The organism is Campylobacter showae (assembly GCF_900573985.1).
Classification (GTDB): Bacteria; Campylobacterota; Campylobacteria; order Campylobacterales; family Campylobacteraceae; genus Campylobacter_A; species Campylobacter_A showae_E.
Genome location: NZ_UWOK01000002.1, coordinates 235,999 through 253,353, shown reverse-complemented (window position 1 = coordinate 253,353; position 17,355 = coordinate 235,999). Strand labels below are relative to the sequence as shown.

Below are 17,355 nucleotides of genomic sequence, written 5' to 3'. Positions count from 1 at the left end.
ATTGCAATGAAACACTTTTTAATACTATCTCTAATTTTAGGTTTTCTAAATTTAATAGCCAGTGAAAATTTACCACGCACAACAAGCATAGACAAAATCAAAGTAGGTAAAATTTTACCTACAAGTAATTTATCATCTAAAAAAATTAAATATTTCTTAGACGGCGAAAAGGCAAGCTTCATAAATTTATCAAGAACACAGATAATGACGCTCGATTTTTGTTGTGGTGGTAGCGGTGAGGTCCAAAGGATAAATGTCAAATTTTTTGATAAAAATTTGACTAAAGATTATATAAATTCCAGCAAAATAAAAGATTTCACTACAAATTCTGGCATAAAACTTGGCGACAAACAAGACCAAATTTTAAAGAAACTAGGTAAACCAAACGATCTACAAGAAGAAAACGCCATTTCTATCGTCACCTACATCACTGAGCAAAATGAAAGCAAACTCTTACAAGAATTTGATATGTCACTCTACTACGAGAAATTCATCTTTTCTAATGGAGTTTTAAAAGAGTATGAATTTGGATTTGAGTACCCGTGATGCTATAATAGCTCTTTTTATAATTAATCATTTTGGCAAATTCGTATAAACGCATAAGAGAAGCAAATATATTTAAGAAATTTAAATAAAAGGATAAGAGATAAAATTTAAAATTTTATTACTAACATTTGTATTTATAGGGCAAAATTTATATCCATTCGAGTTTTTAACGCCCAACAAGGCTACTAAAAAAGCAAGTGATGGGTATGGGCAGGTTGATGGTGGAGCTTTTTCCTTTGAGTCTCCAAAAAATGCCAATAGAGCAGAAATAAACTGCATGTTTATCTCTAAAAAACTTCAAAGCCAATGGACAAAAGATGACTGGGAGCAATGCAAAATAGATGACAAAGCTACAATGCCACATAAACCAGTCATAGTAAAACTAGATGGTGTTTTAGCTGTACTTACGTTTTTAAAAACACAAAACAACAAAACACAAATGGTGCTCTTAAACACAGATAAAACCTTAGTAGAACCTGATATTATAGATATATTTGATGAAATAAAGTCAGTGTTTTTTACGGATATAAATCAAAAGAAAAATCTTTGTGTTATCAATAGCTACTCTTTAAATGGCACAAAGAGCAACTCAACCAACTGCTATGAGTTAAACAAAAAAGAAAATTCGATCATTATTTCACCTCTAACAAAAATCATAGACTTTCAGTGTGACGATGATTGTGAAGGATATGACGCGGATGCTGTTAAAAAATTCCTAATAAAAAACCCTGATGGATATAGTACCGATGGATCATAGAATATGAATTTTTTCAAATTTTTAAATAGTGCATTTTTATTAGTATCATTGCTGGCTTGCAATGGTATGGGAAAAGATGAAATACCAAATTTTAAATACAAAGACGCATCTAATTATTATTTTAAAATAGGCAGTAATAGCTATTCTGTAAAAATTTTACGTGATTATAATGACGACAATCTAGGTCGGGCAATAGATATAAAAGAGTGCGCCATTATTTACAAAGATAAGATAAAAAAATGGAGTTTCTGTTACGATGATATGTCTATGTGGAACGTTACAGCTAATGGCAATATAATTGAGTTTAAAGGTGGAACACAAGACAGAGACGGAAACATAGTGGATTTTTATATACTTTTTAAAAATTTAGCCTCAGAATTTTATTTGTATGAGTACATTTGGAAATTTGGATATATAGATGAGGCTATAAACGATGAAAAAATTAATAAAGTAGAAAATTACTATACAGATCATGGTAAAAAGAATAGACTTTATATAAATCAAATTACTCCAGAAATTCTTAACGACATGAGAAAAAACTTTTATAAAAATAAGCAGTAATTTAGATAATTTGAGCAATATATTATAAAATAAGTATATTTAACTAAGCGGGAGTACTGTGATGAAATTTAAAATACTGCTAACAGTATTAGTTGTTTTAAATTTACACTCGTTTGAGCCTTTAATGCCTGGTAAGGCTAGTGAAAAGGCTATTGAGCAATTAGAGCAGGTTGATAATAATTTTTTTACCGGAGATGACTATTCTTTTAACGCTTATGGCACTAAGATACCTCCTAGCTTTAAATGTTCTGATGCTAAAGGAAAGTATAAATTTAAAGAGTACTCTTTAGAAGACTTTGTTTGCCAGTCGAAATTTATTGCCTTTAGAGATAACTACTTTAGCGATCTTTATAATCTAATAGTAAAAGAAAATCCTAAGCTAAAAGATAAAGCCAGGAAGATAGCAAGAGAGAGGATAAGTAAAACTCAAAAAGAGTGTATAGAAGGATATTCTAAAGTCTTTAGGGTGCAAATTAAATATAATTATAGCGTTGGCAATTCTATTCATTGCACTAGGTCTCATTATAGAAACTCCACAGCTAAACTAGCCTTAATGCTTTATAAAAACGATAAAAAGCTGTTTGAGAGAATTTACGATGAAGACTATGAGTATTTTAAAGAGGTATTTGAAGATACCTTAAAGTATGTGCCTATACTTTACTCTTTTAGAGACTTGAAAGACATTAAAAAAACAGACAATAAGCCTTATGCCGAGTTTTTAAGAAAATATGATAACTATACCGGTGATTTTGATAGATACAAAATACATGATCTACTCTATATAGTATTGGTTCAATACTCCCTAATAGACGAAAATGGTCATCTAGTGTTGCCTGAGGATAGAAAGGAAGAGGAGGATTAACGTAATTTTTAGAGACACTAAAGCATTTTTGAGTAAGGATACTAAGATGGTATGCGCAAAGCGCTTTTGGTATCTCTTGTTGCCGTAAATAAGTTATTTGCACTATATTATTAGCATATATAATTTACTAGATATCCAAAAAGCTTCTAAATAAAATTTGGAATGAAAGTACGGCTATTTACTGTGCCAGTATATTAAATATACACAAAAACCGATGACCGAGCAAGGTTTAGATTTGACTATATCTATGAGAAGACATCCTTACTCCGCCCTTACTTCTCCGCCTATGACGGTTATACCTCGTTGATCAAATATCGCTTCTACCCCGCCGGCTCTAATAATTACGTTATTTGACGTTATCTCGATTTGAGCGTTGCCGACTTGGTGCAAGATTTGATTACCGGCATCGACCTCGTAGTTTGACTTAATATCCGAAAATTTAGAGTCCGCGACTTCCGTATGCTGAGAGTCTGTGTTGGTGGCTAAATTTGACTTAGATTTTATATCTATGTAGTTGTCGGCTTGGAGAACTATGTGCTCTTGGGTGTATTTGTTTATTCCCTTTGAAGAGTTCATCTCATAACTGCCTTCGATCACGTCTTTTTTATCTTCTTTGACGGTTCGATTCTCGTTTTGATAGATGACGGTATCTAAATTTCCTTTTATTTCGATATTTTTATCGTTTCCTACATATTCTGAGCTATCTTGTCCGACTCTTATTTTATTATCTACTCCCACGTTTACCGTATTTGATAGTCCTACGACGGTATCTTTGCTAAGGCCTACCGTTGTGAGATATTCCGCCCCTACGTTTACGTTTTTGGCTAGGTCTATGGTTTGCACGTGAGCTTCTTGTATTCTTTCAGTGTAGGTTCCTAACACTTTTGAGGACTTATCGTTTAGTATGGTTTGGGTAAAATCATGCTGGATGAGTTCGCCGTAATCTTTCTGGGCTTTTAAATAAATATGCTCTTTGTCTTTTAAATTTGAAAAAGTAAATTCATTTCTACCGCTTTCGTTTACGCCTATAGTTTTTGAGCTTAACGTAGTTTGATGGTAATCGCTGGGTAAATTGGGCAGCTGCGGGTTATAGGCATTATATAAACTAGCGCTAACCATAGGCTTATCTATATCCCCTTCCAGAAACGACACTACGACTTCGTCGCCTATTCTAGGTATAGCAAAAAACCCCGAATCGCTACTAGCTATAGGCGTCATTACTCTTAAATAAGCGCTATGAGAGTAGTCTTTGGTATTTGTTGAGTTGATGCCATTTGGGTTAAAACAATCATCCACCGTCTCCTGAGAAGAAAAGGCATTGATTCTTACTTTTACGCGGCCGTGTTCATCGGTGTGGATAGTATTCTTCTCGTCGTCTATGCCGTTGTTTCCTATAACTACTCCCAAGGTTACTTCCGGGGATCTAGGCTTTGTTTTAAATTTTGGCACGTATACGGTACTAGAAGGAAGCATTATTATTTGATTGCTATAAGATGTCGAGAAGCTTTTGCCGGAGATTGGGACTATATCGTTGGTATCTAGTCTATTTTCCAAATTCGTCTCGTCTACGAAATTTTGAACGAGGGCTATGATTTTAAAATCAAATTTAGTATCGTTTTTTAAGGCAGAGGGATCATAGCTTAAAGACACCCCGCTATTTAACTTCAAACCAAATACGTTGGAATCGGCTATATAGGTATTTAAATTTAAAATAGATCTACGCCTTTTTAGCTCCGTAGGGATATTTAAAGACTCTTGCTGCGTAAAAGAATACTGACCTAAATGAAAATGCGCATTGTATTTAGTCTTCTCGTTTTGTTTGGAATTTACCATATCTAAAACGGTGGGATACATAGTGTTTTGCGAAGAATAAGAAAAGCTGTTAGCGTTTAAAATTTCGGTCTTATTTATAGCTTTTATGCATTCTTGTTTTAATGCATTGTTGATATTTGGATTAAAATTTACCTCTCTAAAGCCAGAAGGAGCGTTTAAAGTCGCGCCGTCTTGATTTGCTAACTCAAAACCGGAAATAGTTACCGTATCGTAAAAATATATCTTTTTATCGTCCTCATAAAAATATATACCGTTATTAAAGCAAATCCTTTGCAAGAAATTTAAATCGCTTTCATTGTATTGCGAGATATACTCTCTTGGCTCATACGAGTTTTTTACATTAGAAAAATCAACCTCTTTTATCAGCGAGGTTTGGTAAAATTTTAAAATTTCTTTTATAACGTCTATTATAGTCTGATCGGTAAAAATTCTATTTGCCGAATTTATCGATAGCCTAAAGAGTGGAGAGCTTAAAACGAATTTAAAAAAATACTTTTGAGAAATAGAGCTTTTATGGCCCCCGGTATTTGACGTCCCTATATACCCCACTTCGGATATTATTCCATTATATACCGATTCATCTATACCACCGCTACTTGGTAAGTTAATAGAGCTTGGATCGCTCGTATTTTGCAATGCTATCTTTTTTATTTTTAAAACGGCTTGCTTGTCTAGGAATTTATATCCGTCTAGATCATTGGAAAGAGTAGAATTTAAGCTTTGAATAAGCGGACTTTCCATGCTTTCGCAGTATCCTTCGCACTCTGCGGAAAATATCTCTTCCAAGCTCTCTTTTATCGTAGCTTTCGTTACGGTAAAAACCTGTCCGTTTATAGTCAAATTTGCATACGAAATCGGTTTTTGTGAATCCATGCGTATCGTTCCTGTACTCTATAATAGCTCAAATTTTGTATTCCGCCGCGCTTTGGGTTGATGCGGCTAACTTAAATTTTAAAACATTTTAAGATAGGCGGCAATACAAAGCGTTTTATGATAGATCAAATTTATCTAATTTTATAAATACACTATAGCCTTTTAATTTGCTATACTATATTTATAATTACCGTTTTAAAGGGTGATTGTAAATATAGTAGGAGACTTGTGAAACAAGTCTCCTAAATTTAGCTTAGCTTCTTGAGTTTTCTCTCCAGTCGTCGCTTCCGCTGGTTCCAGCCGCAACGTGCTCCCATGTTATCTTTCTATAGTTCATAGAGACCTTAAACAACTCCGTCTTATCGTTATTGTTTTTGTCCTGAGCATTTGGCATGACGAGGGTTATGTCGGTTATTATCGCATCTTCCAGCTTAGTGGTAAAATAGTGCTCCGCACCGCCGCTAGTAGATGTTCTAAACCAATGAACTTCTACGTTGTTTAGTCTCTCTCCGCTAGTTAGCGCATTGTAAAGTAGCGGAACCGCCTTGTTTAGCGATGACGTGAAAACAAAAGGTTTATGTACTCTTTGTCCCGAAGGCTGACCGCTTTGCGGATCTACAGGGACGTTTACTATATGAGATACTTCCTGCGCCATGATTTCATCTTCGTGCCCCGACTGATAACGGTTGCCTATACTGGTTTCCGTAGATGCTCCGCTTGAAATTAGGCCTTGCGAAGAGCCTTCTATCCTGATGTACGCCGGCTGTGCCATTTTTACTCCTTTGAAAAAATATTTACTATTGTATCCAACATAAACTTTTATTTTACTTGATTTTCTTACGAATATCCTCTCTTAAAATTTAAAAAGCTATAATACAAACAAACACCAGGTAACCAAAGGATACATAGTGAAATTTACCTTAAGCATATTAGCCTTATTAGCTATAGTATTTTTAGTAGGATGTAGTGCAAGGGATACTAGCAATAACAACAAACTAAGCAATAGCGAAATAACAAAGCTAGGTAAGAAATACGGAGGGGTGTATGTGTTTAATAAGAAATTCGAAAAGGAAATAGATGATAGGGAGAGGGAGAGAAAAGACTATATGGATGATTTTTTTAAAACAAAGAAAGTTTTTAAGAAGGATGATTTAAAAGTCCTAGATAATGCACTCCCCCAAACCCTCTCCAACGGTAAAAAATACTATACAAGCACTAGATCTTATGAGCAAGATTATAAAAAGGCCGTTAATGTTTCTAAAAAATATATAAACGAGGTCATAAATTTCATAGGACAAGAAGATTATAATAAATTTAAACCCTCTATAGACATAGGATACTTCTACGTGGATAATGACGAAATAGTACCTATAGAGCTTTCTGCAACATATAGCTATCAAGGAACTAAATTTGGTCTTTTCGGAGACGAAGGAAGAGGATTTGCTTTATCAAGAGATGAAATATATACCGTAAAAGGCGGAAACAGGTTTTATTTAGAAGACCTGGAAAGAAAATAATACCATGAGCGAAATTTCAACCAAAGACCTAATATCTAAATTTAAAGACTACGCAGACATAGCGGACGCTAGCTATGCTATGCTTCATTGGGTAAATGAGAATGAAGATGACGGATGGTTTGATAAATTTAAAGAAAGAAAGCCTGCTAGGTGGAAATTTAAAGATAGCATAACTAAAAGCTTTTAACTAGTAATCTTAACTCAAAAATTAACTTGCCTTAAAATTTAAGTAGCTATAATACAAACAAATACCCAAGATAACCAAAGGATACGTAGTGAAATTTACCTTAAGCATATTAGCCTTATTAGCTATAGTATTTTTAGTAGGATGTAGTGCAAAGGATACTAGCAATAACAACAAACTAAGCAATAGCGAAATAACAAAGCTAGGTAAGAAATACGGAGGGGTGTATGTGTTTAATAAAAAATACTATGAAGAAATTCAGAGCAGAGAGAGGGAGAGGAACGAGCTGAAGGATTGCTATGATAATAAATCAAAATCAGAATGCGAGCAAGTTGTTAAAAAACAAATAACCACTAATGGATATTTTTTAAATAGGGTTTGGAATAACAACAAAGATAAATTTATGAAAAAATATAATAGTAGCGATGAAAATATAGTCCTTGATAGATATGTCTCTCATATAGTAAGTAAGAAAATATATCCTATTCAAACCCTCTCCAACGGTAAAAAATACTATACGACTTATATCGATTACGAACGAGCAAGTAAAAAAATATTACCCAACATAAGTAGTTTTTATGAAGATAAAATTAAAAGGATAACAGGAGAAGAAGCATATAAATATGCTTCTGTATTGCCCTTATATCTTTATATAGACGACAACGACGAACCCGTATACATAAGTATGTCTGTATCTTATAGCTATAAAACTAAAAAATACGGTTTCTTCGGAGACGAGGGAAGAGGATTTTCTTTATCAAGAGATGAGATAAGATATACCAAAGGCGGAAATAAATTTTACATAGAAGATTTAGAAAAACGATAAAGGCTTTAAAATGTCAGATCAAATTTCAAACAAAGACCTAATATCTAAATTTAAAGACTATGCAGACATAGCAGACGCTAGCTACGCTATGCTTCACTGGGTAAACGAGAATGAAGAATACGGATGGTTTGATAAATTTAAAGAAAGAAAGCCTATAATAACATTTAAATTTATCAAACCAACAACAGGAGGAATCTTTAACTCTCTCTCCCTCCTTTTTTAATAAATTAACCTCCCTTAAAATTTAAGTAGCTATAATACAAACAAATACCAGGTAACCAAAGGATCACTAGTGAAATTTATCTTAAGCATATTAGCCTTATTAGCTATAGCATTTTTAGTAGGATGTAGCGCAAAGGATACTAGCAATAAAAGCGAATTAAATAATAAATACGGAGGGATTTATATATTTAATAAGAAATATTATGAAGAAATTCAGCAGAGGGAAAAAAAAAGAAAAGAGGCAATAAAAGAATTAAAAGGTAGGGATTTGGGCGGCGGATTATATGCCGTAGATACTAAGCCCGTTGATCAAAAATTCCCCCAAACCCTCTCCAACGGTAAAAAATACTATACAGATACGGCGGATTACAGCAGAGAGTATAGCAAACAACCCAAAGTCCCTGAAATTTACAAAGAAAGAATTAGAAATTTAATAGGCAAAGAAAATTTAGATAAAATTCCCGGAATAGGATTAGGTAGTTTTTACTCAGATGAAGAAGGAAACATAACTCCGATAACAATGTATATACAATACTCAGACAAAGTAAAGAGCTATGGTCTTTTCGGAGACGAAGGAAGAGGATTTTCTTTATCTAGGGATAGATTTGAATATTATGAAGTAAAGAATAAATTTTATATGGAAGACTTAGAAAAATAGTAGATTTTAAAGGTTTAAAATGTCTGATCAAATTTCAACCAAAGACCTAATATCTAAATTTAAAGACTATGCAGACATAGCAGACGCTAGCTACGCTATGCTTCACTGGGTAAACGAGAATGAAGACGATGGATGGTTTGATAAATTTAAAGACGAACCTCCTGCTAGGTGGAAATTTAAAGATAGCATAACTAAAAGCTTTTAGTTACTAATCTTAACTCAAAAATTAACCTCTCTTAAAATTTAAGTAGCTATAATACAAACCGACACTAAAACCAAAGGATACGTAGTGAAATTTATCTTAAGCATATTAGCCCTATTAGCTATAGCATTTTTAGTAGGATGTAGCGCAAAGGATACTAGCGATAACAACAAACTAAGCAATAGCGAAATAGCAAAGCTAGGTAAGAAATATGGAGGGGTATATGTGTTTAATAAGAAATATTATGAAGAGATTCAGAGCAGAGAGAGGGAGAGGCGGGCTTATGAACTGTCTGTTCTAGATAGAGTTAAAAGCGATGAAGAGATGAGGGTGGAATTGAGAGGCTTTGATCAAAAATTCCCCCAAACCCTCTCCAACGGTAAAAAATACTATACAGATACCGCGGATTACGGCAGGGAGTATAATAAACGACCTAAAATTCCAAAAGAATACAAAGAAAAAATCATAAATTTAATAGGCCATGAAAGCTGGAATAAATGTATACCGGTTTTAAATCCAGAATATTTTTACGTTACAGATAGTGGAGAAATAGCCCCTATAACCATAGGTGTTATATATAAATTTCAAACTACCAAATTTGGTTTCTTCGGAGATGAAGGGAGAGGATTTCGTTTATCAGATAAAGAGATTAGATATGTAAAAGATGATAATACTTTTTACATAGAAGATTTAGAAAAACGATAAAGGCTTTAAAATGTCGGATCAAATTTCAACCAAAGACCTAATATCCAAATTTAAAGACTATGCAGACATAGCAGACGCTAGCTACGCTATGCTTCACTGGGTAAACGAGAATGAAGAAGACGGATGGTTTGATAAATTTAAAGACGAACCGCCTGCTAGGTGGAAATTTGCGGACGGGATAGCTAAAGGCGATAAAATAACCGAAGACAATCAGACTAGACTTGCAAAAAAAAATCAAAGAAAAATCGGCGAACCCACCGCCTACGCTCTAGCCATCGAGGCTAGGTTTAATCAGGATATGGTTATAGAAATTCCTCAGAATGCAGATGAGGAGATTGACAATAAGCTCGAAGAAGTAACAATATCAAACAAAGTCCAAAATTTTATTAAAGTAAATAAAACCACCAAACAACAAAGGGTATTTGTTAACGAACCCGGCTTCCACTCCCTCTCCCTCCGCACCAAATCCTTCGTAAACCGTTACGAACTCCTTCATCACGTTAAAGATACTTCTATAACGGGGTATTCTTCCAGCGCTTTTTACGATAGTAAATTTGGCAACTACGTAATAGGCTTTAGAGGTACGGAGCTTGGCGTAAAAGACCTGGTTATAACAGACGGTATGATAGCGTTTTTCGGCGCGGCGCTGGATCAGATAGTATCTCTTAAGATCTTAAAAGACGAAATCTATAAAAGCATAACGGATCATATGGATAAGACCCTAGAGTCCGTTTCGGCGGATAAGAACCCGTATCGTCCCCAAGCCTCAAACTACGCTCCTACCCCTCCTCTAGTAGTAGCCGGTCACTCGCTAGGAGGGCATTTGGCTCAGGCTTACTGCTCTATCTATCCAAACGAAGTAAAGGAGCTATATACCTTTAACGCTCCGGGCTTTGGAGGCGTATGGATATCCTTGCCGGTTATCGTTTTTAGGTTTTTAGGCTTTATAGCCAAGGTCATATATAAAGGCATAAGGTGGGTAGCTAGGATACTAGACCCAAATGGCTTTATAGGCGGTATGGTTAGCAAGGCATTTGATAAGATAAAAAGCTTCTTTGGCTTTGGCGAAGATGATAAAGACGAGGCTACGCTAGAAGATTGCGTCGATCTCGTAAAGGAAAACAAAACGGCCTGCGAAGAGCTAAATAAGCAAAACGTAAGCTCTAATATGAGCAAGGCTAGTAAAGGAGATACTCTTGGTATAGAGGTTCATCATATAGACTCCGTTATGCATAAAATTTACGACGAATACGACGAAGGATACTTTGATAAACAAGAAGAGTATAAAAATACGTTTGGCTTAGATACCGCGAAAACAGACGCAAATCAGGTATTTGAGCCAAGCGTATCGGTTATCTCAGATCTTGGCCTTAGATACGGTATGGCAAACTATACGGAAAAATTCGACTATCAAAACACCTCTAAACTTCATCTTATAAACGTGCTAAAGGCTTCTCACTTTATGAAGCAGTTGGTAGAGAGCCTATATCTGATGGAGTATCTTTTAAACCATCCCAAAAACGAAGCCAAGATAAAAGATAAAGATATAGCAAAGGCTCTAAACTATCTAAACGACTACTTACAAACCCTAGCTTCTCAGATACTGTTTTATAAAATTTATCTAAAAAATCTTCCGAGGCTAGGCAATATGGAAGAAGAAAAGATCTCGATCCTAGAAAGCGTAATATATCCCGTAAGCCTATACGTAAACGACTTTGGATACGATGATATCGGTGTGGCGCCTAATGTAGAAGATCTCATTAGCTGCTTGCTAGCCTATACGCAAGATAATCTACTAATAAAAATCATAGATAAAGAAGATATCAAGCATATCAACGCAAAAACGCTCGCCTCAGAGGTCATGCAAGATGATCTAAATTTGATGTTTGCGATATATGGATGCAGATTTTTTACTCTAGATAAAAAGTTAAATTTAGAACAAGCAAAAGATAGGCTCACATATATATCGGACTTTTATAAAGATATAAGCTCATATGTCCGCTCGAAAAAAGATAGCGAAGAGCTTGAAAAATGGATAGAGGCTAGGATAGAAATTTGCAAAAGCGCGTATGAGCTTAAATTTGAGGGATGGAGATATCTATCTAACGATAAGAAGCGTTATTTGGTACTCTCAAAAAAATCGCAGAGCGCATATAAAAAAGAGATAGACGAGAATCAAAGAAGCATAATCCTGCCCTCCATCCAAGCGCTAGGAGATATGTCCAAAGAAGATAAACAGTACCAAGCAAAACAGCTCTTAAAGATGATAAGGTTTGAGCTTAGCGAGCTTATACATATCTACCATAAAAACTGCGATATATTTTTAAAAAACGAAAGTACGTTTGACGTCGCACGCGTAGAAGAGGATATAAATTTAAGCTTTAAATATCTAAACGCCAAAGTCTTTATGATGAGTAAGCTTTTAACGGGGGGCGAGGAAAAAGAAGATTACGAGCTTTACTTTAAAGAAAACAAAGACAAAAACGATCCGGAAAACAAAGAAGACGCAAATCAGGTCTCCTTATCTCTAGCCCCTAAAAACCAAGCCGGCGAGGATAGCCAAACTGGCGAAAGCTATGCCTCGTATATATTTCAGCCCCGAGATACGCATAGCGGCATAGGAGGGCTAAATTTACTATACAAAAACTCTCAGGCTAGGCTACTAAACTACGATATAAAAGAAGATAGCCTAAATATCAAGCTAAAACCGGCCAGTAAAAAGGCTAAAGAGCTAAAGGGGCTAAATCAAATCGCTCCCGAAGATAAAACGTTTGACGAAACGGCGGTTAAAACTAGCCTCTCGTATCTATATCCGGTCATAGAAGACGATATCATAACCTGCGAACACGGCGGCAGGGTGGTGCTAAAAAGCGTAAGAGGAAGAACGATAAAATCAAACGGCATACCCCTGATACTAGGATGCGATTTTATAAACTTACCCATAGTAGGTTGTAGCGCAAACTCTCATTGCACTAGAGTAGCTTTCGTGCCAAGAGGTGCTCTTAGCCAAAAAACCGTAAACGGCGATCACGCCTTGATGCAAGACTTCGTAAATTTATGTAGGAGCGATAGGGGCTCTATACTAACCTGCGCTAAAAAATCAAACAAGCTTAAGATATCGGATCCCGGGGATATCGGCGGCTATAATATCTCAAATGCGGACAAAGATAGCGCTAATAGCAACTCTGCTTGCATAAGGCTGCATTTTAAAAACTACGCCTCGCAAAAAGACAACCTACCCGTAAATATCTACTATCTAAACGGCGCTAAATTTGAAAACAAAGAGGGCTTTGAACAAATACGGCTAAATTTAAACGAAGGCAAAAATCCTAGCGACGGCGAACTGGATAAAAAGCTAAAGCAAAACTATAACGAAGACCATAAATTTAAAGAATTCGAGCTACGTTACGGCATAAATACGATAAATTTGGTATTTGTAATCCCAAACTCTCCTCAAAAGGCTTGCAAGCAAGCATATAAAGATGCGGGCGAACCTGAAAGCGGAACGGGATACTTCACCAGGCTAGATAAATACGAAAGCCTAGATAGGTCGCAAAAAAGACCGGTGCATACTCTGGTATTTTTCTCGCCCTCATACGCTAAAAGCGTAAAACTGCAAATCACTAAAGGATTTGATAAAGACAATGAGCCGAGTCTGGACATATGCGAAGTCGTAATGTTAAGCGGGCAGGTTTAAATTTAAACGCAAGGAAGTAAGGTGCAAATAAGCGATATAAGAGTCGTGCAGGATATAGAAACGCTACTAAAAGAATTCGACGGATACGAACAAAAATACGACAACGTTACTTTTTATTGCAGGGATCTTAACAGTTTTTACCATAATGACGTATTGCAATCAAATACTCTAGGCGGCATTATCATGCAAAGGCTTTTTGATATGAGCCCTAAGATAGGGGAATCCGAGTCAAATAATAATATCACCATAGTAACGCCCCGTTTTATCGATAAAAGTGCGCTAATAGACGGCAAAGAGACGATAAGAAACGGCAAATTTAACATTAGAAGACTAAACAAAGTTATAGAGGTACATACCGTAATAGACGAAGCAGATCCCATAGAAAAATTCGTTAAAGAGCTAATAAACCTTGCAAACAAAAATAAAAAAGAGTATGAAAAGGTAAAAAATTTCACCGATGCGGCAAACGAACTGGTAAAAAACTACGACGCAAATAAATCCAGCATTCAAAGCAACTTAGACGAGTTGCAAAAAAGTATAATCCAAAAAGCCGAAGCCATACTGGCAAACGAAAATTTCGCCCCGAAAGAGGAAGTAAAAGAAAGTATAAGCAATACTTTTGGTAAATTAAAAAGCAATATAGAAAAAACATCCAAGCAAACATACGGCTTTACCGTAAAAGAGCTGATAAAAGCGCTTGTTAGCATAATAGACTTTACGGAGTTTAAAAAGACATTTAAGCCGGTAAGCTTACTAATGTCTGCGGGAGATATTTATGAAACCGGTTCTAAGATATACGAGCACAGCAAGAAAAAGGGCTTTTATGCCTTTGCGGGACCGGTAGCGAATTTACTCGCTAGCGAATTTGGATTTATATTCGGGCTACTAAATGCAAGCTCTCTTAGCAATGTTTTAGTTTTTAAAACCAAGAGCGGAGAGAGCGGAGGGTTTATAGATTTTTCGGGATTTGAGGTTGATGGGCTAAATGCGCAAACAAACGTAGACGAGTATCTAGGCGTTTGCGGAAATTTCATATTTAACGAAAATAAAAAAGACGGGGAGATGGATTTTAGAAACAATCCTCTCAAACCAAATTATTTACCTGGCAGCGCATATCAACTAAAAAACAATATAGAGTTAAGCGGCGCGGACTTTTTTGATATCAGAGCAAAGATCCGTAAAGCTCAAAACGGAAACGTAAGTATTTATAAAAATACCGGAAAGAAAGATAAAGATAGCCATAGCTTGTATGAATCCGTAGAAAGTAGCATAGTATCAAACGGCGCGCACTTCGTATACATTCAGCATCCGTTTTTTAACTCGTTAAAATTCGCAAATCTCATCCGAGATAAATCCGCCGCCGATAAAGACCAGGATACAAACAGCCTGCGATACGGAAAACTGGCTAAAAACTATCTCGTGCTGTCAAGAGCCTCGCAAAAAACCAACGCCAAGCTAAGCGAGTATATAGTAGAAACGGCGCTTAGCTATAAGATAAACGATGAAAACAACAGAAGCGGTAAGGACTCAAAGTTAATAAAACCCGACGACATAAGCCAAATAAAAGACTACAGCAAATACTCCATAAGCGTAAACGCAAAAGAAGAAGAGGACTTGTATCTGTTAAATTTAAGCCCGTTCGTGCGTATATCTAAGGAGGAAATAAATCAAATAGAAAACGACATACGCAAATACAATCGCGAGATCGCCTACAAAAACGGCTCTATAGATAGAAGATTAAAAAAATCCGAAATAGACGCTATTTTAAAAGAGTCTCATGAGCTAGTGATGAAGACCGGTTCTTTACAGATGAAGCTAAGACACATAAATTCATTTTTCAAATCTCCCGCAGATATGGAGGATATAAAAGAAAAAGAAGGGGAATTTTTAAAAACAAGTATAAAAGAATTTGCGGATTATTTTAAAACTATAAATAAAAAATACGAAGTCGAAATGGTTTACACGGAAAGCAATTCACAAAGCCTTGGAAAGTACGGAAGCAAAAAAGAAGTACAAAACCTCATATTAGGAGCAAAGCGTAGTGGCATAAGAGGAGAATACAAGGTAACCGAGTATCCATATTCCGCCATAGAAGTATTTCTTCTAGCTACGACTTTTTACGTCATTAGACAAAAATTCGACCAATCTTTAATCGAATTTAACTCCCCTGGAGGCTTTTTTAGTAGTAACGACGGCGAGTATATAACCGTATATGAAGAGCGGTTCAAGCTTTTAAACGAGGATGCGTTTTTACAAACTAGCGAAGGCAAAAAGAAAATTTACTTCTTTAAGCAGACTATGCAAAGCGCCCGAGAAAAAGACGCCGTATGCATAGAAGAGATCGTAGACGGCTTTGAAAACGGTTTCGTAGAAAACGGTATGCAGATATTTGAAGATAGCTTTTACGAGTTTTTTAAAGATTTCGAGAAAGAATACGGCTCAAATTTCGACGACAAAGTCACCCAAGACGAACGGTGGGCGTATGAAGATCTAAAAAAAGCCCACGATAATGCCATGGAGCCGTTTAAGTCCGTGCCTATGGGCGAAGATTATAAATTTTACATAGATATGTCGCTATCTACTATAGTAGACGAGGTTTTAGAAGAGCTTTTTCCTTTTTACCGATATTTTAAAGGCGAGGGCTATGCAAACATAGCTAAAAGCATGACTAATTATATTTTTTCAAAAAGCAGTATCAAAGAAATCTTTATGGAAAATATCGGTGAGTTTAGGATATTTACGTCTTTAGGGAGTGAAAATATAAGAGCTATGATAGCGGACGAAAAAAAAGCTAAGAGACTATCTAAAAAGCTAAAAGTTAAAGCCTTTGCTGGCATAGTCGAGATAAAAAAGAATACCTTCGCCTATTATGAAGTTACGGATAATCTTAATCCAAAAGACGCCTCGGCACACCTATCTAAATTGAAAAATATATCAAAAGAGTATCAAGCGGACATTCATAAAAGCGTAAGACTTAAAGCTATGGGCAAATTCTTTGTTAACTCCGCCGCAACCACCCTAAAAACCATAATAACCGGTAGCGGGTTAAATTTCATCCTAGATAGCCTATATACCTCCGAATACGAAAAGCATAAACGTCAATACGAAGATATCCTATACAAATACTACACCCACAAATACGACGAGCCGTATGCCGTAAAAAACATATCCCTAGCTCCTATGAGTAAAGATACTAAAGAGTATATCTACTATCCTATGCAAATTCACTCATCCTTTATGAACGTAGATCTAAAAAGAACCATCATAGGAGGAAGACTATCTAGCGGAGGACTGGACTATCATAAATTCTTTTACTACGACATAAACGACATCTATACTAAAACAAACTCTAGCCTATCTAAAAATATGCCTTTAAACAAACTAATAGCCTATCTTTGCCTAGACGAACTAAGAACTACGTATAAAGACGATCAAAGCTTTTTTGCTCATCTAAAAACCCACGATATGCCCTTTGAACCAAAAGAGCTTATGGTGGCGGACTCAAAAAGACCTTTGGATATATCAAATAGTAGCTTTATGGACTATACGCAAAGAAGAGAAATTTACGAGATGTATAAAGAAGCTCAAACCAGAGGTAAAAGTATGGCCAATATGGAATCTGCTATAGATAGCTACAACGAAGCTATGGAAATACTCCAAGACTTTAAAGAAGGAAACTTTAATACGGATACTACCGATAAAGAGTCTAAGGTAGATAATAAAGCAAGAAGACTACTGCAAGCCTTAGACGTAATAGGCAAGAATAATATCAAAGGGCTTTATGTGGGGTGTAAGGAATATTATGAATATAAAAACAGTGCAGTAAAAGAACGCCCTAAACAAACACCTCCCCGCCTAGTAGGCAGACTAGCCACCACCATAATAATGGAAGATGGACTATTTATAGGATAA

General features: G+C 35.7%; 15 protein-coding genes. 13 read left to right on the top strand and 2 right to left on the bottom strand.

Going from position 1 to position 17,355, the window contains the following annotated elements:
* The first annotated feature begins 6 nt into the window (after positions 1–6).
* The 4 genes from EE116_RS12635 (at position 7) to EE116_RS11910 (ending at position 2,726) form a co-directional block, all read left to right on the top strand.
* Positions 7–546: a hypothetical protein gene (locus EE116_RS12635; protein WP_206159284.1), complete on the top strand. Its 540-nt coding sequence runs from the start codon at positions 7–9 to the stop codon at positions 544–546.
* Between the two features lie 277 nt (positions 547–823).
* Positions 824–1,303: a hypothetical protein gene (locus EE116_RS11920; protein WP_122874678.1), complete on the top strand. Its 480-nt coding sequence runs from the start codon at positions 824–826 to the stop codon at positions 1,301–1,303.
* Positions 1,304–1,306: 3 nt separating this feature from the next.
* Positions 1,307–1,864, top strand: coding sequence for a hypothetical protein (locus EE116_RS11915; protein ID WP_122874677.1), 558 nt, complete (start codon positions 1,307–1,309; stop codon positions 1,862–1,864).
* A gap of 61 nt (positions 1,865–1,925) precedes the next feature.
* Positions 1,926–2,726, top strand: coding sequence for a hypothetical protein (locus EE116_RS11910; RefSeq protein ID WP_122874712.1), 801 nt, complete (start codon positions 1,926–1,928; stop codon positions 2,724–2,726).
* A gap of 261 nt (positions 2,727–2,987) precedes the next feature.
* On the opposite strand, the gene EE116_RS11905 is transcribed toward EE116_RS11910, so the two are convergent.
* Together EE116_RS11905 and EE116_RS11900 are read right to left on the bottom strand one after the other, a co-directional pair.
* Positions 2,988–5,432 carry a type VI secretion system Vgr family protein gene (locus tag EE116_RS11905; protein ID WP_122874676.1) on the bottom strand — a complete coding sequence of 815 codons (2,445 nt, stop codon included), beginning with the start codon at positions 5,430–5,432 and terminating at the stop codon, positions 2,988–2,990.
* A 253-nt stretch (positions 5,433–5,685) separates the two neighbouring features.
* Positions 5,686–6,204, bottom strand: a complete 519-nt coding sequence (locus tag EE116_RS11900; RefSeq protein WP_122874675.1) for an Hcp family type VI secretion system effector — start codon at positions 6,202–6,204, stop codon at positions 5,686–5,688.
* Positions 6,205–6,340: 136 nt separating this feature from the next.
* Here EE116_RS11900 and EE116_RS11895 point away from each other — a divergent pair, with 136 nt between their 5' ends.
* The 9 genes from EE116_RS11895 (at position 6,341) to EE116_RS12615 (ending at position 17,355) form a co-directional block, all read left to right on the top strand.
* Positions 6,341–6,949, top strand: a complete 609-nt coding sequence (locus EE116_RS11895) for a tRNA 2-selenouridine synthase (RefSeq protein ID WP_122874674.1) — start codon at positions 6,341–6,343, stop codon at positions 6,947–6,949.
* Between the two features lie 4 nt (positions 6,950–6,953).
* Positions 6,954–7,136 (top strand): hypothetical protein, encoded by a 183-nt coding sequence (locus EE116_RS12630; RefSeq protein ID WP_206159283.1) that lies wholly within the window; start codon positions 6,954–6,956, stop codon positions 7,134–7,136.
* A gap of 88 nt (positions 7,137–7,224) precedes the next feature.
* Complete coding sequence (locus EE116_RS11885; RefSeq protein WP_122874673.1) at positions 7,225–7,959, top strand: hypothetical protein; 735 nt, start codon at positions 7,225–7,227, stop codon at positions 7,957–7,959.
* A gap of 10 nt (positions 7,960–7,969) precedes the next feature.
* Positions 7,970–8,182, top strand: coding sequence for a hypothetical protein (locus EE116_RS12625; RefSeq protein ID WP_206159290.1), 213 nt, complete (start codon positions 7,970–7,972; stop codon positions 8,180–8,182).
* A 69-nt stretch (positions 8,183–8,251) separates the two neighbouring features.
* Positions 8,252–8,839 (top strand): tRNA 2-selenouridine synthase, encoded by a 588-nt coding sequence (locus tag EE116_RS11875; RefSeq protein WP_122874672.1) that lies wholly within the window; start codon positions 8,252–8,254, stop codon positions 8,837–8,839.
* Between the two features lie 19 nt (positions 8,840–8,858).
* Positions 8,859–9,044, top strand: a complete 186-nt coding sequence (locus EE116_RS12620; RefSeq protein ID WP_206159282.1) for a hypothetical protein — start codon at positions 8,859–8,861, stop codon at positions 9,042–9,044.
* 84 nt (positions 9,045–9,128) lie between these two features.
* Positions 9,129–9,746 carry a tRNA 2-selenouridine synthase gene (locus EE116_RS11865; protein ID WP_122874671.1) on the top strand — a complete coding sequence of 206 codons (618 nt, stop codon included), beginning with the start codon at positions 9,129–9,131 and terminating at the stop codon, positions 9,744–9,746.
* A 10-nt stretch (positions 9,747–9,756) separates the two neighbouring features.
* A complete protein-coding gene (locus tag EE116_RS11860) occupies positions 9,757–13,443 on the top strand; it encodes an alpha/beta hydrolase family protein (protein ID WP_122874670.1) in 3,687 nt (1,228 codons plus the stop codon).
* A gap of 21 nt (positions 13,444–13,464) precedes the next feature.
* On the top strand, positions 13,465–17,355 hold the full coding sequence (locus tag EE116_RS12615; protein WP_206159281.1) for a hypothetical protein: 3,891 nt from the start codon (positions 13,465–13,467) through the stop codon (positions 17,353–17,355).